The following is a 16,757-nucleotide window of genomic DNA, read 5'->3' as shown; positions in this document are numbered from 1 at the left end:
AGCGCCGTATGTCATTCAGGGCCATGTTGCGTGGCTGATCTCGCAGGTGACAGGGAAGGGCTACTCTTGAAAGCAACCATGACGTCTGCCGGTCCGCAAAAGGGCCTGTCGTTCATCGGCTGGCTGGTGCTGCTGGCGATTCTGGCCTTTGTCGGAAGCACCGCCGCCAAGATCGTGCCGCATTACATGGACTACCTGTCGATGAAGAAAATCATCGAAACTGCCGGCACCGATCGCACGGCAGACATCACCAACGCCGGTGACCTTTACGCCTACGTGGCCAAAGGCATGCAGGTCAATAACATTCGGGATTTGGATTTGAACAAGGCGTTAACTGTGACGACGGAGAACAACAGGTTCCTCGCCCATTTGAACTACGAAAAACGTGAGCCACTGATCCAGAACATCGATCTGGTGGTCAAGTTCGACCACGAATTCAGCGTGGGTAAACCGTGAGCGTTTCATTGAGTCGCCTGGAGCGTCAGCTCGGCTATACCTTCAAGGATCAGGAACTGATGATCCTGGCCCTGACCCACCGCAGTTTTGCCGGACGCAACAACGAACGTCTGGAATTCCTCGGTGATGCCATTCTCAACTTCGTCGCCGGCGAAGCGCTTTTCGAGCGTTTCCCCCAGGCACGGGAAGGTCAGTTGTCCCGCTTGCGCGCTCGCTTGGTAAAAGGCGAGACCCTCGCGCTGCTGGCCCGTGGTTTCGACCTGGGTGAGTACCTGCGCCTGGGCTCGGGTGAGCTGAAGAGTGGCGGTTTTCGACGTGAGTCGATTCTGGCCGACGCGCTGGAAGCCCTGATCGGCGCGATCTACCTCGACGCCGGCATGGACATGGCAAGGGATCGCGTGCTCGCCTGGCTGGCCAGCGAGTTCGACACCCTGACGCTGGTCGACACCAACAAAGACCCGAAAACACGGCTGCAGGAATTCCTTCAGTCACGCGCCTGTGATCTGCCCCGCTATGAAGTGGTGGATATCCAGGGCGAGCCGCATTGCCGAATCTTCTTCGTCGAATGCGAGATCTCTTTATTGAATGAAAAAAGCCGGGGACAAGGCGTTAGCCGTCGCATTGCCGAACAGGTAGCAGCGGCCGCAGCCCTTATCGCCCTGGGTGTGGAGAATGGCAATGACTGATTCACCTGCAACACGCTGTGGCTATGTTGCCATCGTTGGCCGGCCAAACGTGGGCAAGTCGACGCTGCTGAACCACATCCTCGGCCAGAAACTGGCGATCACGTCGCGCAAGCCGCAGACGACCCGTCACAACATGCTCGGCATCAAGACTGAAGGCGCCGTGCAGGCGGTCTACGTCGATACACCCGGCATGCACAAAAACAGCGACAAAGCGCTTAACCGCTACATGAACAAAACCGCCTCGGCAGCGTTGAAAGACGTCGACGTGGTGATCTTCGTGGTAGATCGCACCAAGTGGACCGAAGAAGACCAGATGGTCCTCGAGCGCGTCCAGTACGTGACCGGCCCGCTGATCGTGGCGCTGAACAAGACTGACCGCATCGAAGACAAGGGCGCGCTGATGCCGCATTTGTCCTGGCTGCAGGAGCAACTGCCGAACGCCCAGATCATCCCGATCTCGGCGCAGCAGGGGCATAACCTGGAAGCGCTGGAGAAAGTCATCGCCGATCAGCTGCCGGAGAATGAGCACTTCTTTCCGGAAGATCAGATCACCGACCGCAGCAGCCGTTTCCTTGCGGCAGAGCTGGTCCGAGAGAAGATCATGCGTCAGCTCGGTGCCGAGCTGCCTTATCAGATCACCGTCGAGATCGAGCAATTCAAGCAGCAGGGCAAAACGCTGCATATCCACGCGCTGATTCTGGTCGAGCGGGACGGGCAGAAGAAAATCATCATTGGCGACAAGGGCGAGCGGATCAAGCGCATCGGCTCGGATGCGCGCCGCGACATGGAAGTGCTGTTCGATTCCAAAGTCATGCTCAATCTGTGGGTCAAGGTCAAAGGCGGCTGGTCCGATGACGAGCGTGCGTTGCGTTCGCTGGGTTACGGCGACTTGTAACACGGCGGCACCGCTGGTCCGTGGAAACTGCCCTGTCGGCAGATCCATGCTGCACATGCAATTCTGTGGGAGTGAGCTTGCTCACGAAGACGGCATTTCAGTCGCTGAAGATTTAGCGCATGAACCTGTGTCTTCGCGAGCGAGCTCGCTCCCGCAGTTGTTTCAGATGGCCCGTTCTGCCGTGTTCTTTCATCGAGATAGCCATGTCACAGCCCCCTCCCGTCGGTCAGCTCGCCTATGTGTTGCACAGCCGTGCGTACCGCGAAAACAGCGCACTGGTCGATTTCATCACCCCGCAGGGTCGCATGCGTGCAGTGTTGCGCAGCGCTCGGGGGAAGGCGGGGACGATGGCGCGGCCATTCGTGCCGCTGGAAGTCGAGTTTCGCGGGCGGGGCGAGTTGAAGAACGTAGGAAGAATGGAAGGCTCCGGCGTCGCTACATGGCTGGAAGGTGAGGCGCTGTTCAGCGGTCTTTATCTCAATGAGCTGCTGATTCGCCTGTTGCCCGCCGAAGACCCCCACCCGAGCGTGTTCGAACATTACGCCGCGACGCTTGTCGCCTTGGCCGAAGGGCGCGCGCTGGAACCGTTGCTGCGTTCGTTCGAGTGGCGGCTGCTGGACGATCTCGGTTACGGCTTCGCGCTGGATGCGGATGTGAACGGCGAGCCACTGGCGAGCGATGGCATGTACCGGCTTCAGGTGGATGCAGGCCTTGAGCGGGTTTACCTGTTTCAGCCGGGATTGTTTCAGGGCGCCGAATTGCAGGCGATGTCCGAGGCGGACTGGAGTTCGCCAGGCGCGTTGTCGGCCGCCAAGCGTCTGATGCGCCAGGCCCTGGCCGTGCATCTGGGCGGGCGGCCGCTGGTCAGCCGTGAATTGTTTCGCAAACTCTAGCGTCCTGCCGCGCAAACCTAGAAAATCCTTCCTCGCGTGCGCAATCAGCCACCACTGGTTGGCACCGCCACAGTAATCAGGAGAACCCCGTGACCCACAGCACTCGCATTCTGCTCGGCGTGAACATCGACCACGTTGCTACCCTGCGCCAGGCCCGGGGCACGCGCTATCCCGATCCGGTCAAGGCCGCCCTGGATGCTGAAGAAGCAGGCGCCGACGGCATCACCGTGCATTTGCGTGAGGACCGTCGACACATTCAGGAGCGCGACGTGTTGCTGCTGAAAGACGTGCTGCAAACGCGCATGAATTTCGAGATGGGCGTTACCGAAGCGATGATGGCGTTCGCCGAGGGCATTCGGCCCGCGCACATCTGCCTGGTGCCGGAAACCCGTCAGGAACTGACCACCGAGGGCGGGCTGGACGTCGCCGGTCAGGAAGCGCGCATCAAGGCGGCGGTTGAGCGGTTGTCGGCCATTGGCAGCGAAGTCTCGTTGTTCATCGATGCCGATGAGCGACAGATAGCAGCGTCCGCCCGGGTTGGCGCGCCGGCCATCGAACTGCACACTGGCCGTTATGCCGATGCCGAAACCCCGGCGGCTGTGGCCGAAGAACTCAAGCGCATTGCCGATGGCGTTGCGTTTGGTTTGGCCCAGGGCCTGATCGTCAATGCCGGCCATGGTTTGCACTATCACAACGTTGAAGCCGTAGCGGCGATCAAGGGCATTAACGAGCTGAACATCGGCCACGCGCTGGTGGCCCATGCGCTGTTTGTCGGCTTCAAGTCGGCAGTGTCGGAGATGAAGGCGTTGATTCTGGCGGCGGCGGATTCTGCTCATGGCAGGTGATCTGAGGGAGTGACCTCGAGCGCCTTCGCGAGCAAGCTCGCTCCCACATGGGCCTCATCGTCAGCTCAACGCGCTGTCGCACAGCAGACACAATCTTGTGGGAGTGAGCTTGCTCACGAAGAGGCCGGCACTCTCACCCCTATGTCGGCAGACAGAATGCCTTCGCGAGCAAGCTCGCTCCCACAAGTACACTATTCGCTTAACTTTCGAGGGGCGCGCCGTTAGGGCTTGCGCCCCACAATTACCGCACGCCGGGGCGCTGGCAGTCCTTCCACGGTTTTGCTGTGATCCGCCGGATCGAGGAAGTCACTCAGCGACTGAAACCGCATCCACTCAGTACCGCGTTGTTCTTCCACCGTGGTGGTGCTGACGTCAACGCAGCGCACATCCACAAAACCCGCGCGGCGCAGCCACAGTTCCAGTGCGGGTACTGATGGCAGGAACCACACGTTGCGCATCTGCGAGTAGCGGTCCTCCGGCACCAGCACTTGGTTCGCGTCGCCTTCCACCACCATGGTTTCCAGCACCAGCTCGCCGCCTTTGACCAGGCAATCCTTCAGCGCCAGAAGGTGATCGATGGGCGACTTGCGGTGATAGAGCACGCCCATGGAAAACACCGTGTCGAAACCTTCCAGCCGCGCGGGCAGATCTTCCAGGGTGAACGGTAGATGCCACGCCGGCAGGTCCGGCAGGTAACGCTGCATGGCCTGGAACTGGCAAAAGAACAGCCAGTTGGGGTCGACACCAATGACGCTGTCGGCGCCCGCGCCCAGCATGCGCCACTGGTAATAACCATTGCCGCAGCCCACATCCAGAACGCGCTTGCCTTTCAGATCAAGGTGCGGCGACACCCGCGACCATTTCCAGTCCGAGCGCCATTCGGTGTCGACGTGCACGCCAAACACATCGAAAGGGCCTTTGCGCCACGGCGACAGACCCATCAGCGCGGCGCGGGTCTGCTCGCGGGTGGCGTCATCGCAATCGGCGCCGAGGATGAAATCATCCTTGAGCTCGATGCGGTTTGGCTTAAGGTTTGGCAAGGCATTCAGCGCGCCTTGCCAGCGTTCCAGGTCGCCATGACCCTTCTCCATCTTCGCGTCGAGTTGCGCCTGCAGGCCTTGGGCCCAGGCATACAGTGGCGTGCCCGCCAGACGGCGGACCAGGGGAGCGAGATCAATCATGGCAGGGCAATCAACGAGGCGAAATTAAGGCACTGGAACCAGGGCACGACTTTGCTGAAACCGGCGGCAACCAACCGTTCGCGGTGTTGCTCAAGGCTGTCGGGTTTCATCACGTTTTCGATCGCGCTGCGCTTCTGCGCGATCTCCAGCTCGCTGTAACCGTTGGCGCGCTTGAAGGCGACATGCAGATCGGTGAGCAGCGCCTGTTCTTCGGTGTCATCGAAGCGCAGCTTCTCCGACAGGATCAGCGCACCGCCGGGCAGCAACGACTGGCGAATGCGAGTCAACAGGGCGAGGCGTTGGTCGGGGGCGATGAATTGCAGGGTGAAGTTCAGCGCGACCACAGAGGCAGGCTGAAACTCGAGATTCAAGATATCCCCGTCGATGACTTCCACCGGCAGCAGCTCCTGGTACATCGAGTCCTGGGCGTTGAGGTACTCCCGGCAGCGCTCGACCATCGCCGATGAGTTGTCGATGGCGATCACCCGGCAATCCTCGGTCCGCACATGCCGGCGCAACGCCTGAGTGACGGCGCCCAGTGAACTGCCAAGGTCATAGAGCACGCTGTGGGGCTGGGCGAACTGCGCCGCGAGCACGCCGAGGTTTTCGACGATGGTCGGGTAGCCCGGCACCGAGCGCTTGATCATGTCCGGGAACACCCGCACTACGTCTTCGTTGAAGGCGAAGTCGGGCACCTGGGGCAGCGGCTGGGCGAATAGGCGGTCGGGTTCTGGGCTCACGGCGATTCCGGGGGACAAGGCGAAAAGTGCGGCATTTTAGCCAATTCCGTCCCTCGGCTGGAACCTCATCTCATCGCTGGTGTGCTGACGTCTGCGTCGTGGGTAAAAAAGCCGCGCCGGTTGCCCGTGCGCGGCTTGGACTCAAGCCATGTAATCAGTACTTCCAGCTCACCGACGCGGTGAAGTTGCGTGGATCCCCGAAGTTGCTCTGGTTGTAGCGCAGGCTCTGTTGGTATTTCTCGTTGGTCAGGTTGTTGAGGTTGAGCTGGGTGCTCCAGTGCTGATCGATGTCATAGCGGGTCATCAGGCCGATGAGCGCGTAGGCATCCTGGCGGGCCGCCGGCGAGTCGTCGTTCTGAGTCTTGCTCTGCCAGCTCAGGCTGCCGCCGACCTTGACCTTCGGTGCCATCGGCAGCTGGTAGGTCATCGACGATGTCAGCGCGTGGCGCGGGATGAATTTACGCGCACGGCTGTCGTTGTCGTCGGTGATATAGACGTAGGTGTACCCGCCGTTGACTTGCAGCCCCGGCGCCACTTCGCCCGACGCTTCCAGCTCCACGCCGCTGCTGTCGTAGGACATCGCCTCGTATACGTAGCCGCCCAGGCTGGCGTCATAGGTCGAACTGCCCGGCACGTTGTCTTGCTTGGCATGGAACACCGCTGCGCTGACGTTGAGCTTCTTGTCCAGCAACTGACCTTTGATGCCTGCCTCGTAGCTTTTGCCTTCAAGGGGATCGAGCACCCGGCCTTGGGTGTCGAGGTAATACTGCGGATTGAAGACTTCGGTGTAACTGGCGTACAGCGCGTATTCGGGGGTCAGGTCGTAGACGATACCGGCATACGGCGTGACTTTGCCGTGAATGCGCACCTCCCGCGCGGAGCCATAGTTGTCGCCATTGCTGTCCGCGCTGAGCATGCGCGCGCCGGTGATCAGGTGCAGGTCGTCGGTCAGGCTGAAGCGCGCGCCGGCGTAAACGCTTTTCTGGCGATCGGTGTAGTTCGACGTCGCAGCAGGTAAAGCAGCGGCGTAATTCGGCTGCGGCAGGTAGCCATGCAGCGCATCTTCAAGGGTCACAGGCGCGTAGTTGAGAGCGTCGTCGTACTGGGAGGATTCGCGGTTGCGCTGGCGCGCAGCGTTGGCCCCAAAGGTGAGTTGATGCTCGCGACCGCCCAGCATGAAGGGCCCGCTCAGCGAGTAATCGCCGCTGAGTTCGAGGTTTTTGTCTTTGTACTTTGAGCCCAGCCCGCTGTAACCGGTGGGAGAGGCAGCGGAACTCAACATGTAGAACATCTCGGTGTCTTCGCGGTGCTCGGCGCCGGCGACGGTCAGCCTCGACTTCCAGTCGTTGGCGAAGGTGTGCTCCCACTCGGCAAACGCACGTTGCGTGTGAACGTCCCAATGCACCCACGGCTGGGAAATATTGGAATGGGTGCTGCTGTAATGAATGGCGTTGCCATTGCCGTCGGCCAACGGCAGTGCGCCCCAGCTTGAGCCATTGGCGTTGGTTTTCTGGTCCTCGTAACCAAGGGTCAGCGTGTCGCTGTCGCTCAGATCGAATGCCAGCAGGCCGCTGAAGATGTTCTTCTCGCGGGAGTAGCGATCAAGGTATGAGTTGCCGTTTTCGTTGGCGTAGATGACGCGCCCGCGGACGTTGCCCGAGTCGGTCAGGGGGCCGGAGACGTCGATGTCCACCCGGCGTTTGTCCCAGGAACCGGCGGTCACGTCGATCTTTGCCTGGGGATCGTAGGTCGGGCGTTTGCGGATGAAGTTGACCGTGGCCGAGGGGTTGCCGGCCCCGGACATCAAGCCGTTGGCGCCGTGTACGATATCGACCTGCTCGTAGGGCGCCAGGTCGATGTCGCCCACCAGCAAACCATTGGTCATCGGCATGGCCGTGCCGTCGTACTGGAAGTTGTTGATGTCGAAACCGCGCGCGGTGAAGTAGGTGCGGTCTGTTTCGACTTTCTGCACGTTGACGCCGGGGGTGCTGGTCAACACATCGCGGATGCTGTTGAGCTTGAAGTCATCCATTTGCTCGCGCTTGATGTTGGTCACGCCCTGGGGCGTTTCCTGGTTGGTCAGGTCCAGCCGAGTGGTGGTGCTGCTGGGTTTGCCCTGGTAGCCCTGCGGGTTGCCGGTGTCGCCATAAGTGACGGTTGACGTCACGTCGGTGGCGGGCAGGCTGACCGCTGTCTCTTCGGCATTCGCTGTGTTGAGCACGCTCAGGGCAATTAACGAAAGGGCCTTTGGGCAAAAGGGGAACGAGTGACGCATGGCGGGCAAAGCTCCGGCGAATGTTACAAATGGTGATGGTTCTCAATTATCAGGAAGTTACAATTGAGAATCAATGTCATTTATTCCTCGGGTTGGTGCTGGCTGTAACGCTGGCCATGATCGGGTGCCTTCACCCCCAGCATTAAAGCTTTCCCCCCGGCAGTCGAAACACCTTAATTCGCAACCCATTTCATTACTGGCACAGGGAACCGTGGCATGCATGCGTTCAAGGCGTTGTACGAGTCCGTCGAGAGGCAGTTTTTCAATTCTTTGACCAAGAAGTTGTCGAGCCTGTTTCTGATGGTGGTGGTGAGCGCCGTGGTGTATTGGGTGGCCGTGAGCATCCGCGCCGACGTGCTGTTGCAGTTGCGCAGCGCACAGTTGCCGGCGGAGACGCTAAGCATGATCGAGGGCAAGCTCGATGTGCTGAGCAACGTCATTCTCGGCAGCACGCTGTTCACCCTCTGTCTGGTCAGCTTCATGGTCTGGTATTTCCGGCACCTGATCGTTCGGCCGGTCACCCAGATGACCCAGGCGCTGGAAGGCATTGCCAATGGCGAGGGCGACCTGTCCAAAGACTTGCCGCTGTTGACCCACGATGAAATCCGCGTGCTGGCAAGCACCTGCAACCGGTTTCTTGCCAAGCAGCGGGAGATCATCAGCAGCGTCCAGGCGTTGACCGTGAACATTGCCGTGGAGTCTGCGCGGTCGTTGAAAAACATCAGCGACTCCAGCGACAGCGCGACCCATCAGGCACGCTTCGCCAAGGAAGTCATGGAGCAGAGCAACGACGCAGTGGGGCGGATTGCCGAGGTGTCCCGGCAGACCCAGGGCATTTCCGGGACCACCGCGCAAAACCTCAGCATGGCCCGCGACTCTTACACCGAACTGCTGGAAGTAACCGGCAACATCAGTGAGATTTCCAGCAGCCTTAATGAGTTCGGCACGCTGGTTTCGGCGCTGAACCAACGTTCGTCGAGCATCAAATCCATCGTCGGATTGATTCAACAGATCTCTTCCCAGACCAACCTTTTGGCGCTCAACGCGGCGATCGAAGCGGCGCGTGCAGGGGAGAGCGGGCGCGGTTTCGCGGTGGTTGCCGATGAAGTCCGGACCCTGGCCCAGAACGTCAGCCGCGCCACTGAGGACATTTCCCAGAACATCGACGCCATGTTGCTGGAAGTCAGTTCGACCCACGAGCAAACCACGCAGATCAGCCACAGCGCCCGGGAGACGCAGAAAGTGGTCGAGCGCGCGTCGGGGCATTTCGAAAGCATGATCGGCGACTTCGAATCCACTCACACCAAGCTGGAGGACATCGCCTCGCACATCCAGCAGTTCGCCGACAGCAACACCGGCATCAACGACCGCGTGACGCAGATTCATGCGGACAGCCAGTCGATTGACCAGCGCATGCAGCATTCCGCAACCGCCACCCGCGATCTGTCGGGCGTGGCGGAAAAGGTCCAGGCGCTGCTGGGACGGTTTGTCCTCGGGCACGGCGCGCTGGACGCTGGCATTACCCGCGCCAGTCACTGCCGCGACCGGCTCCAGGTACGCCTGGCCGCGCTGCAACGTGAGGGCGTCAACCTGTTCGATCAGAACTACAAACTGATTCCCGGTACCGACCCCAAGCAATACACGACCAGCTACACCGAACGCTTCGCGCAGATCTGTCAGGAAGAGTGTGACGCGCTCACTAAAGGCACGCGGGGCGGAAAGGTCACCTTCATCGTCGACAGCAAGGGTTACTGCCCGGTGAACAACAGCTGGGTGTCGAAAAAACCGACGGGCGACCGGGCTATTGACCTGCCGGTGTGCCGGAACAAGCGCATGTTCGCCGACCCCATCGGCCTGCGCGCAGCCGCTAACCAACAGCGCTTCCTGCTGCAAACCTACCTGCGCGACACCGGCGAGATCATGACCGAGATCGACGTGCCGTTCTTCTTCGAAGGCCGTCATTGGGGCAACTTGCGCATGGGCTTCGATGCTGCGCAGTTACTGGCCGAATGACAGAGGCTCACGCCAGTGCTCAGCGACTGAATAGCCCTTCGCCGGCACGGACGTTCCTGCGGGGGCGGCCGTGTCGTCAGCAGGCGATCAGTTCACCGTAATGACGCAATCGAAAGTGCGTTCCGGCGCCACTTCCGGCGCCCAAGGTTGCTGGTAGACCATCATGAGGTGACCCGAGCCCGGATTGGCCGCTCGGTAGCGCCAGACCGACTGACCGCCTTCACCCACCAGCCCTACATCCTTAGAAGCATTGAACACCTCAGGCCCGAGGCTGCTCAGGATGGACGGCGCGGGATTTTGCATCAGCCAGCGGTACCCGGTCGTGGGATTGCTGGGCAGCATCAGCATGAGGGTCTGGCCGGTTTTGAGGGTGAGGGGGCAGTCTTGCTGATCGTCCAGAGAGACAATCTGTTTCGGCGCTTGGGCGCAAGCGGCAAGCAAGCTGAAGCTGAGCGGGACGAGCAGGCGGGCGGGGGTCATGAAGGCTCCGGTCGTAGGCAACGTTTGCGCAGGATAACCGAAGACGGGTGTGTTGAAACCTTGCCGCTCTGTCTACGCCGCGAGGCCCGGAATCAGCCTGCATCACGCCGCGACGGGTCGCTGCCGGGTCAACGGGTATCGTTCAGAGAACGAATTGCGAGATGTACCTGGAAATTTCGACGATGGAGGTCTTCCCGGTGAATTCGAACTTCACCTTGCCCAGAGCGGAGAAGTAAATTTCGAGTTCGGAATCGAGGTCGAAGGTCCCGGACGTTTCCACCGAGTAGGCCACGATGTTTTTATACGGCAATGAAGTGAAGTCCTTCTTGCTGCCGGTAATGCCTTGCACGTTGACGGAGATAATCCGCTTGGTCGTGAAGACAACACCGTCGCGCATCGACTTGTAGGCATCGATGACGGTTTCATCATCAAGCAGCAGCGCAGCCACACGCTCAGCGTATTCGTTGTTCTGCTTGAGTTTGAAAAAGCCTTTATTGTTGAAGTCGAGCATGTTGCATTCCTTGTCTGTGATGCCCACTTCCACAGGTCACGAATTGCCCCCGTGGAAGTGATGCTGGTCCCGTCTTAAAACAATATCTTCGCCACATCCGCAAAACGTTTGGCGAAGTGCGCGGTGATGCCTTCCTTCAGGTAATCCGGCAGTTCTTCGAAGTTGCCGCGGTTGGCTTCCGGCAGGATCAGCTCGTAAATCTTCTGCCGACGCGCCGCAATCACTTTCTCCCGCACACCGCCGATGGGCAGTACGTGCCCGGTCAGGGTCAGTTCACCGGTCATCGCCACGCCTTTTTTCGGCGCCTGGTTACGCGCCAGGGACAGCAGGGCGCTGGCCATGGTCACACCGGCACTTGGCCCGTCTTTCGGCGTCGCACCTTCAGGCACGTGAAGGTGAACGAAGGCTTCGTCGAAGAAGCTTTTATCGCCGCCAAACTTCGCCAGATTGGAGCTGACGTAGCTGTAGGCGATTTCGGCGGATTCTTTCATCACGTCGCCCAACTGGCCGGTAAGCTTGAAGCCGCGGTTGAGCGTATGAATGCGCGTCGCTTCGATGGGCAGCGTCGCGCCACCCATGCTGGTCCAGGCCAGACCGGTGATCACGCCGGTGCCCGACAGCACTTGTTCGTTGCGGAAGACCGCCATGCCCAGCGAGGCCTCCAGCTCTTTAGGGCCGATCTTGACCACGGTGTCCGGGTTGTCCAGCAGCTTGACGACGGCCTTGCGCACCAGTTTGCCCAGCTGTTTTTCCAGTTGGCGCACACCGGCTTCTCGCGCATACCCTTCAATGACCGCGCGCAATGCACTGTCGCTGATCATCAGGCTGTTTTTCGAGACGCCGGCCTTGGCCAGTTGCTTGGGCCACAGATGGCGCTTGGCGATGGCGAGCTTTTCTTCAGTGATATAGCCGGACAGGCGAATCACTTCCATCCGGTCCAGCAGCGGGCCGGGGATCGAATCCAGGGTGTTCGCGGTGCAGATGAACAGCACCTTCGAGAGATCAAGCCGCAGGTCCAGATAGTGGTCGAGGAATTCGACGTTCTGTTCCGGGTCCAGGGTTTCGAGCAGCGCCGAGGCCGGGTCGCCCTGGAAGCTCTGGCCCATCTTGTCGATTTCGTCGAGCATGATGACCGGGTTCATCACTTCCACGTCTTTCAGCGCCTGCACCAGCTTGCCCGGTTGGGCGCCGATGTAAGTGCGCCGGTGCCCCTTGATTTCGGCCTCGTCGCGCATGCCGCCGACGCTGAAACGGTAGAACGGACGGCCCAGGGATTCTGCGATCGATTTGCCGACGCTGGTTTTACCCACCCCCGGCGGGCCGACCAGCAGCACGATGGAGCCGGAGATTTCGCCTTTGTAGGCGCCGACGGCCAGGAATTCGAGGATGCGGCTCTTGATATCGTCGAGGCCGGCGTGGTGCTGATCCAGCACTTTACGCGCGTGTTTCAGGTCGAGCTTGTCATCACCATACACGCCCCACGGCACTGAGCTTGCCCAGTCCAGATAGTTGCGAGTGACGGCGTATTCCGGCGAACCGGTTTCAAGCACCGACAGCTTGTTGATCTCTTCGTCGATGCGCTTGCGCGCCTGCGCCGGAAGGGTTTTGCCCACCAGACGTTCTTCGAACTGTTCGATGTCAGCGCTGCGATCATCCTTGGTCAACCCCAATTCCTGCTGGATAACCTTGAGCTGTTCCTTGAGGAAGAACTCGCGCTGATGCTCGCCGATCTTGCGGTTCACTTCGGCGGAGATTTCTTTCTGCAGGCGCGCGACTTCCACTTCCTTGCGCAGCATCGGCAGGACTTTTTCCATGCGCTTGAGCACGGGCACGCAATCGAGCACCTGCTGCAGCTCGACGCCAGTGGCAGAGGTCAGGGCGGCGGCGAAGTCGGTCAGCGGCGAAGGGTCGTTGGGGCTGAAGCGATTGAGGTAGTTCTTCAACTCTTCGCTGTACAGCGGGTTGAGGGGCAGCAGCTCCTTGATCGCATTGATCAGCGCCATGCCGTAGGCCTTGACCTCGTCGGTCGGCTCGTTGGGCTGGTGCGGGTATTCGACCTCCACCAGAAACGGCGGACGATGGTGCTTGAGCCAGGTCTTGATGCGCACGCGGCTCAGGCCCTGGGCGACGAACTGCAGCTTGCCGTTTTCGCGGCTGGCGTGGTGCACCTTGACCAGCGTGCCGTACTCGGGCAGTGCCTTGGTGTCGAAATGACGCGGGTCGTCGGGCGGGGTGTCCATGAAAAACAGCGCCAGCGAGTGGTGATCAGATTTGCTGACCAGCTCCAGCGTTTCGGCCCAGGGCTCTTCATTAACGATGACCGGCAGCACCTGCGCGGGGAAGAAAGGACGGTTGTGGATCGGGATGATGTACACCTGATCCGGCAGATTCTGGCCGGGCAGGGCGAGGCTCTTTCCGTCAGAACCGAGGATTTCGTGCTCGTGGTCGTCGTCGGGGTGCGGCTGGTTGGCGTCGGATTGCTGGTCGCTCATGGGGCACCTGCATAAATGGAGATGAGCCTTAGATGGGGCGGATGGCCTCAGGTTTCAATAGCGGCGGTCGATAGCAATAACGGAGGGGGCGTTTCAAAACAGGTGCGGCGTTGCGCCAGCCCGTTGCCTCCCATCAGTAACGGCCAAGTGCTCTGCTGGACGTCCGGCTGAAATCGCTGACCACCGATCCGTGGGCTACGCTGAAAATCATTGCCAAGAAGGCTCTCTGCCGGCCTCGCGTTCTGGAACATCTGTCATGCGCCACGTTTTTATTTCATTGTTGCTGGTTGTAACCGTGCTGCAGGGCACCCTTGCCAGTGCGGCCAGCCTGACCGCCCAGTTCGTTGATGCCAAGGGCAATCCGCTCCCGGACGCGGTGCTCACCCTGCGCGGCGCCACTGCGCCCCCTGCCGTGTCGCTGAAAGCCGACATGGACCAGCGTGATGTGCAATTTGCCCCCCACGTGCTGGCGGTGCGCACCGGCACAGAGATCAGTTTTCCCAATAGCGATCACATTCGCCATCAGGTGTATTCATTCTCGACGCCTAAACGCTTCGAGCTGCGGCTGTATGGCGGCACGCCGTCGGACCCTGTGCTGTTCGACAAGTCGGGCGTGGTCGTGCTCGGCTGCAACGTGCACGACAACATGATCGGTTACGTGTACGTCACCGACGATGGCTGGTTCGGCGTGAGCAATGACAAGGGCTCCCTGAGCCTGGATCAAGTGCCCGCCGGTCACTACGCCGTCACCCTCTGGCACCCGGAAGCCCCCGACATGCTGCCGGTGTCCGGTGGCGACATCGACATTCCTGCCGGCGGCCTCAAACAGCGGTTCAGCATCGCTGTGCAGCCTGGCGGTGATGCCACCCCCGCCGCACCGCCGTCCAGCGCCTTCGGCGATGCCTTCCATAAAGCGGCCCACGAATGAGGCTGCGCATCAGCTTTCAGGCGCGAATTGCCGGCGTGTTGATCATGCTGCTGCTGATCGTCGTCTTTGCGGTGTTTATCGCGGTGAAAGCCGCGACCCAGGACGCCGTGCGCAAACAGGCGCAAGCGCAGCTCGAGGTCGGCACCCGGGTGTTCGAAGGCTTGCTGGAAATGCGCGGCAAGCGGCTGCGCGACGCTGTGCAATTACTGTCCACCGATTTCGGCTTCCGGGATGCCGTGGCATCAACGGACTCGGCGACCATTCGTTCGGTGCTGCTCAACCACGGCGCCCGAATCAACGCCAATGACATGTTTCTGCTGGGCATGGACGGCACGGTGATGGCCAGCACTGTCGCGCAGATTCCCGAAGGCTCGCCGTTCCCCTACATTCAGGCGTTGCGTGAGCTCAAGGGCAAGAATCAGTCGATGCTGATCGTGCCGTTGCAAGGCCAGCCTCACTTGCTGGTGGACAGCACCGTGCTCGCACCGCTGCCGATCGCCCGCGTGGTGATGGGTTTCAGCATGGACGGTGATCTGGCTCAGGAACTGCGCTCGTTGAGCGGTTTGCAGGTGTCGTTTCTGTCGATCGTGCAAAAGCAGCCGGGTCAGATGATCAGCACCCAGCCGGCGCCGTTGTTTGACAGCCTGCGCAGCGTGATGATGAATCCGCCTAGCGACGAGATGCAGATGACCGAGCATCAGAGCCAGAGTTTTCTGAGCAAAACCCTGCGACTGGGGAGCATCAGCGGCAGCGACGGCGAGGTCGTGGCCCTGCTGCAAAGCCCCCTGGATCAGGCCATGCAGGCGTTCGCGCCGCTGGACAAGACGCTGTTCTGGATCACCGTCGTCGCCCTGGCCGGTTCGCTGGTCGGCGCGTTGTTGCTGGCGCGCAGCCTGTCGCGACCGGTGAGTGCCTTGGCCCAGGCGGCGCGGCGTATCGGCGAAGGTGATTACGCCACGCCCGTGGTACTGGATCGCAGGGACGAACTGGGCCTGCTCGCCAGCGCCATCAATTCGATGCAGAGCGGGATCGCCGAGCGTGAGCTGCAACTGGCGCACAACGCCCTGCATGATCCGCTCACCGGTCTGCCCAATCGCGCGTTGGTCATGGAGCGGCTGGGCAGTGCGGTCGTTGCTCAGCGGCCAGTGGCCCTGCTTTATCTGGGCATCGATAACTTCCGAGCGATCAGCGCCAACGTCGGGCTCGAAGGCATTGAGCAACTGCTGCGAATCATCAGCGCGCAGCTGCAATTGCCGCTGCGTCCCGGCGATACGGTGGCGCGGCTCTCCGATAACGAATTTCTGTTGCTGGTGCAAAACGCTGAAACCGACAGCGCCGTCGCGGTGGCTGACCGGCTGCAGGGTTTGCTGATCAAGCCGCAGCGCATCGGCGAGCAGGACATTGCGATGGACGCCTGCATCGGCATTGCGGCCTACCCGGCCAACGGCGATTCGGCAACTGAGCTGCTCAGACGTGCGTCCATCGCCCGGCAGGATGCGGCGCAGTTGCCGGGACGTCTGCAGGTCTATGTGGACGGTCGGGATGTGGCTCACTTGCGCCAGATCAGCCTGATCCGCGACCTGCGTCTGGCGGCGCGCAACGGCGAACTTTCACTGCATTACCAGCCCAAACTGGACATTCGCAACGGCCGGGTCACCCAGGCTGAAGCCTTGCTGCGCTGGCAGCACCCGCAATTCGGCTCGGTATCGCCGGCTGAGTTCATCGTGCTCGCAGAACGCACCGGCAGCATTCAGATTCTCACCAACTGGGTGATCGAAGAGGCGCTGCGCCAATTGGCCGAATGGGCCCAGCGCGGTCTGATTCTGCAGGTCTCGGTGAACATCTCGGCGGACGACCTGTTGGACGGCAATCTGGCTGACCGCGTTTCTGCGCTGCTCAAGCTGTACCGCGTGCCGGCCGAACAGCTGATTTTCGAGATCACCGAAAGCGCGATCATGCGCGAGCCCGAGCAATCGCTGAAAGTGCTCAATCGCCTGCGCGAATTCGGCATCAGCCTGTCGGTGGATGATTTCGGCACCGGTTATTCCTCGCTGGCGCACCTTAAGCGGCTACCGGTGCAGGAATTGAAGATCGATCAGTCCTTCGTGCGCGATCTGGATGAAACCAGTGAAGACGCCGTGATCGTGCGCTCGACCATCGAGATGAGCCACAACCTCGGTCTGAAGGTGGTCGCCGAGGGCGTCGAATACGACCATAGCCTGCGCTTGCTGGAGCGCTGGCAGTGCGACACCGCGCAGGGTTACCTGATCAGCCGGCCGCTGAGTGCGAGCGCATTCGAAGCCTGGATCGCGCAGTCCCAGCTCCCCCCACGCATGACGGTGCATTGATGGAACAGAGATCT

14 protein-coding genes are annotated in these 16,757 nt (G+C 60.7%); 8 read left to right on the top strand and 6 right to left on the bottom strand.

The window, feature by feature from the left end; all coding sequences use genetic code 11:
* Window positions 1-78: 78 nt before the first annotated feature.
* The 5 genes from AC0Z8Z_RS01150 to pdxJ all read left to right on the top strand — a co-directional run bounded on the left by AC0Z8Z_RS01150 (window position 79) and on the right by pdxJ (window position 3,775).
* A complete protein-coding gene (locus tag AC0Z8Z_RS01150) occupies window positions 79-456 on the top strand; it encodes a DUF4845 domain-containing protein (RefSeq protein WP_205486904.1) in 378 nt (125 codons plus the stop codon).
* Window positions 453-1,142, top strand: a complete 690-nt coding sequence (gene rnc, locus AC0Z8Z_RS01145; protein ID WP_122536062.1) for a ribonuclease III — start codon at window positions 453-455, stop codon at window positions 1,140-1,142. The genes AC0Z8Z_RS01150 and rnc overlap by 4 nt, the downstream gene beginning before the upstream one ends.
* Window positions 1,135-2,037 (top strand): GTPase Era, encoded by a 903-nt coding sequence (gene era, locus AC0Z8Z_RS01140; RefSeq protein WP_172609468.1) that lies wholly within the window; start codon window positions 1,135-1,137, stop codon window positions 2,035-2,037. Before rnc ends, era begins: the two co-directional genes overlap by 8 nt.
* A gap of 203 nt (window positions 2,038-2,240) precedes the next feature.
* On the top strand, window positions 2,241-2,930 hold the full coding sequence (gene recO / locus AC0Z8Z_RS01135) for a DNA repair protein RecO (RefSeq protein WP_485617474.1): 690 nt from the start codon (window positions 2,241-2,243) through the stop codon (window positions 2,928-2,930).
* Window positions 2,931-3,019: 89 nt separating this feature from the next.
* Window positions 3,020-3,775: a pyridoxine 5'-phosphate synthase gene (gene pdxJ, locus AC0Z8Z_RS01130; protein WP_485617473.1), complete on the top strand. Its 756-nt coding sequence runs from the start codon at window positions 3,020-3,022 to the stop codon at window positions 3,773-3,775.
* A 221-nt stretch (window positions 3,776-3,996) separates the two neighbouring features.
* Here pdxJ and cmoB read toward each other — a convergent pair whose 3' ends face one another.
* The 3 genes from cmoB to AC0Z8Z_RS01115 form a co-directional block, all read right to left on the bottom strand.
* Complete coding sequence (gene cmoB / locus AC0Z8Z_RS01125) at window positions 3,997-4,956, bottom strand: tRNA 5-methoxyuridine(34)/uridine 5-oxyacetic acid(34) synthase CmoB (protein ID WP_485617472.1); 960 nt, start codon at window positions 4,954-4,956, stop codon at window positions 3,997-3,999.
* A complete protein-coding gene (gene cmoA / locus AC0Z8Z_RS01120) occupies window positions 4,953-5,696 on the bottom strand; it encodes a carboxy-S-adenosyl-L-methionine synthase CmoA (protein ID WP_485617470.1) in 744 nt (247 codons plus the stop codon). Before cmoA ends, cmoB begins: the two co-directional genes overlap by 4 nt.
* 154 nt (window positions 5,697-5,850) lie before the next feature.
* Window positions 5,851-7,971, bottom strand: coding sequence for a TonB-dependent siderophore receptor (locus tag AC0Z8Z_RS01115; RefSeq protein WP_485617469.1), 2,121 nt, complete (start codon window positions 7,969-7,971; stop codon window positions 5,851-5,853).
* A gap of 216 nt (window positions 7,972-8,187) precedes the next feature.
* Between AC0Z8Z_RS01115 and AC0Z8Z_RS01110 the strand changes: the two genes are divergently transcribed.
* A complete protein-coding gene (locus AC0Z8Z_RS01110) occupies window positions 8,188-9,984 on the top strand; it encodes a methyl-accepting chemotaxis protein (RefSeq protein WP_485617467.1) in 1,797 nt (598 codons plus the stop codon).
* Between the two features lie 87 nt (window positions 9,985-10,071).
* On the opposite strand, the gene AC0Z8Z_RS01105 is transcribed toward AC0Z8Z_RS01110, so the two are convergent.
* The 3 genes from AC0Z8Z_RS01105 to lon all read right to left on the bottom strand — a co-directional run bounded on the left by AC0Z8Z_RS01105 (window position 10,072) and on the right by lon (window position 13,467).
* Entirely contained in the window at window positions 10,072-10,464 is a 393-nt protein-coding gene (locus AC0Z8Z_RS01105) for a protease inhibitor I42 family protein (protein ID WP_122536069.1), read from the bottom strand.
* Between the two features lie 142 nt (window positions 10,465-10,606).
* Window positions 10,607-10,975, bottom strand: a complete 369-nt coding sequence (locus tag AC0Z8Z_RS01100) for a PH domain-containing protein (protein WP_122536070.1) — start codon at window positions 10,973-10,975, stop codon at window positions 10,607-10,609.
* A gap of 74 nt (window positions 10,976-11,049) precedes the next feature.
* Window positions 11,050-13,467: an endopeptidase La gene (lon, locus tag AC0Z8Z_RS01095; protein WP_485617465.1), complete on the bottom strand. Its 2,418-nt coding sequence runs from the start codon at window positions 13,465-13,467 to the stop codon at window positions 11,050-11,052.
* Window positions 13,468-13,723: 256 nt separating this feature from the next.
* Here lon and AC0Z8Z_RS01090 point away from each other — a divergent pair, with 256 nt between their 5' ends.
* Together AC0Z8Z_RS01090 and AC0Z8Z_RS01085 are read left to right on the top strand one after the other, a co-directional pair.
* On the top strand, window positions 13,724-14,395 hold the full coding sequence (locus tag AC0Z8Z_RS01090; protein ID WP_485617463.1) for a methylamine utilization protein: 672 nt from the start codon (window positions 13,724-13,726) through the stop codon (window positions 14,393-14,395).
* Window positions 14,392-16,743: a bifunctional diguanylate cyclase/phosphodiesterase gene (locus AC0Z8Z_RS01085; protein ID WP_485617462.1), complete on the top strand. Its 2,352-nt coding sequence runs from the start codon at window positions 14,392-14,394 to the stop codon at window positions 16,741-16,743. The genes AC0Z8Z_RS01090 and AC0Z8Z_RS01085 overlap by 4 nt, the downstream gene beginning before the upstream one ends.
* The last annotated feature ends 14 nt before the right edge of the window (window positions 16,744-16,757 follow it).

The sequence above is a fragment of the Pseudomonas sp. 1L-C-7-B-C1 genome (assembly GCF_057291635.1).
The sequence above is the reverse complement of the archived record's forward strand: the minus strand, read 5'-3'. Positions and strand labels throughout refer to the sequence as shown.

Coding starts and splice junctions, on each gene's coding strand:
- AC0Z8Z_RS01150 (WP_205486904.1), top strand. CDS start 79: ATGACGTCTGCCGGTCCGCAAAAGGGCCTGTCGTTCATCGGCTGGCTG.
- era (WP_172609468.1), top strand. CDS start 1,135: ATGACTGATTCACCTGCAACACGCTGTGGCTATGTTGCCATCGTTGGC.
- recO (WP_485617474.1), top strand. CDS start 2,241: ATGTCACAGCCCCCTCCCGTCGGTCAGCTCGCCTATGTGTTGCACAGC.
- cmoB (WP_485617472.1), bottom strand. CDS start 4,956: ATGATTGATCTCGCTCCCCTGGTCCGCCGTCTGGCGGGCACGCCACTG.
- AC0Z8Z_RS01115 (WP_485617469.1), bottom strand. CDS start 7,971: ATGCGTCACTCGTTCCCCTTTTGCCCAAAGGCCCTTTCGTTAATTGCC.
- AC0Z8Z_RS01110 (WP_485617467.1), top strand. CDS start 8,188: ATGCATGCGTTCAAGGCGTTGTACGAGTCCGTCGAGAGGCAGTTTTTC.
- AC0Z8Z_RS01105 (WP_122536069.1), bottom strand. CDS start 10,464: ATGACCCCCGCCCGCCTGCTCGTCCCGCTCAGCTTCAGCTTGCTTGCC.
- AC0Z8Z_RS01100 (WP_122536070.1), bottom strand. CDS start 10,975: ATGCTCGACTTCAACAATAAAGGCTTTTTCAAACTCAAGCAGAACAAC.
- lon (WP_485617465.1), bottom strand. CDS start 13,467: ATGAGCGACCAGCAATCCGACGCCAACCAGCCGCACCCCGACGACGAC.
- AC0Z8Z_RS01090 (WP_485617463.1), top strand. CDS start 13,724: ATGCGCCACGTTTTTATTTCATTGTTGCTGGTTGTAACCGTGCTGCAG.
- AC0Z8Z_RS01085 (WP_485617462.1), top strand. CDS start 14,392: ATGAGGCTGCGCATCAGCTTTCAGGCGCGAATTGCCGGCGTGTTGATC.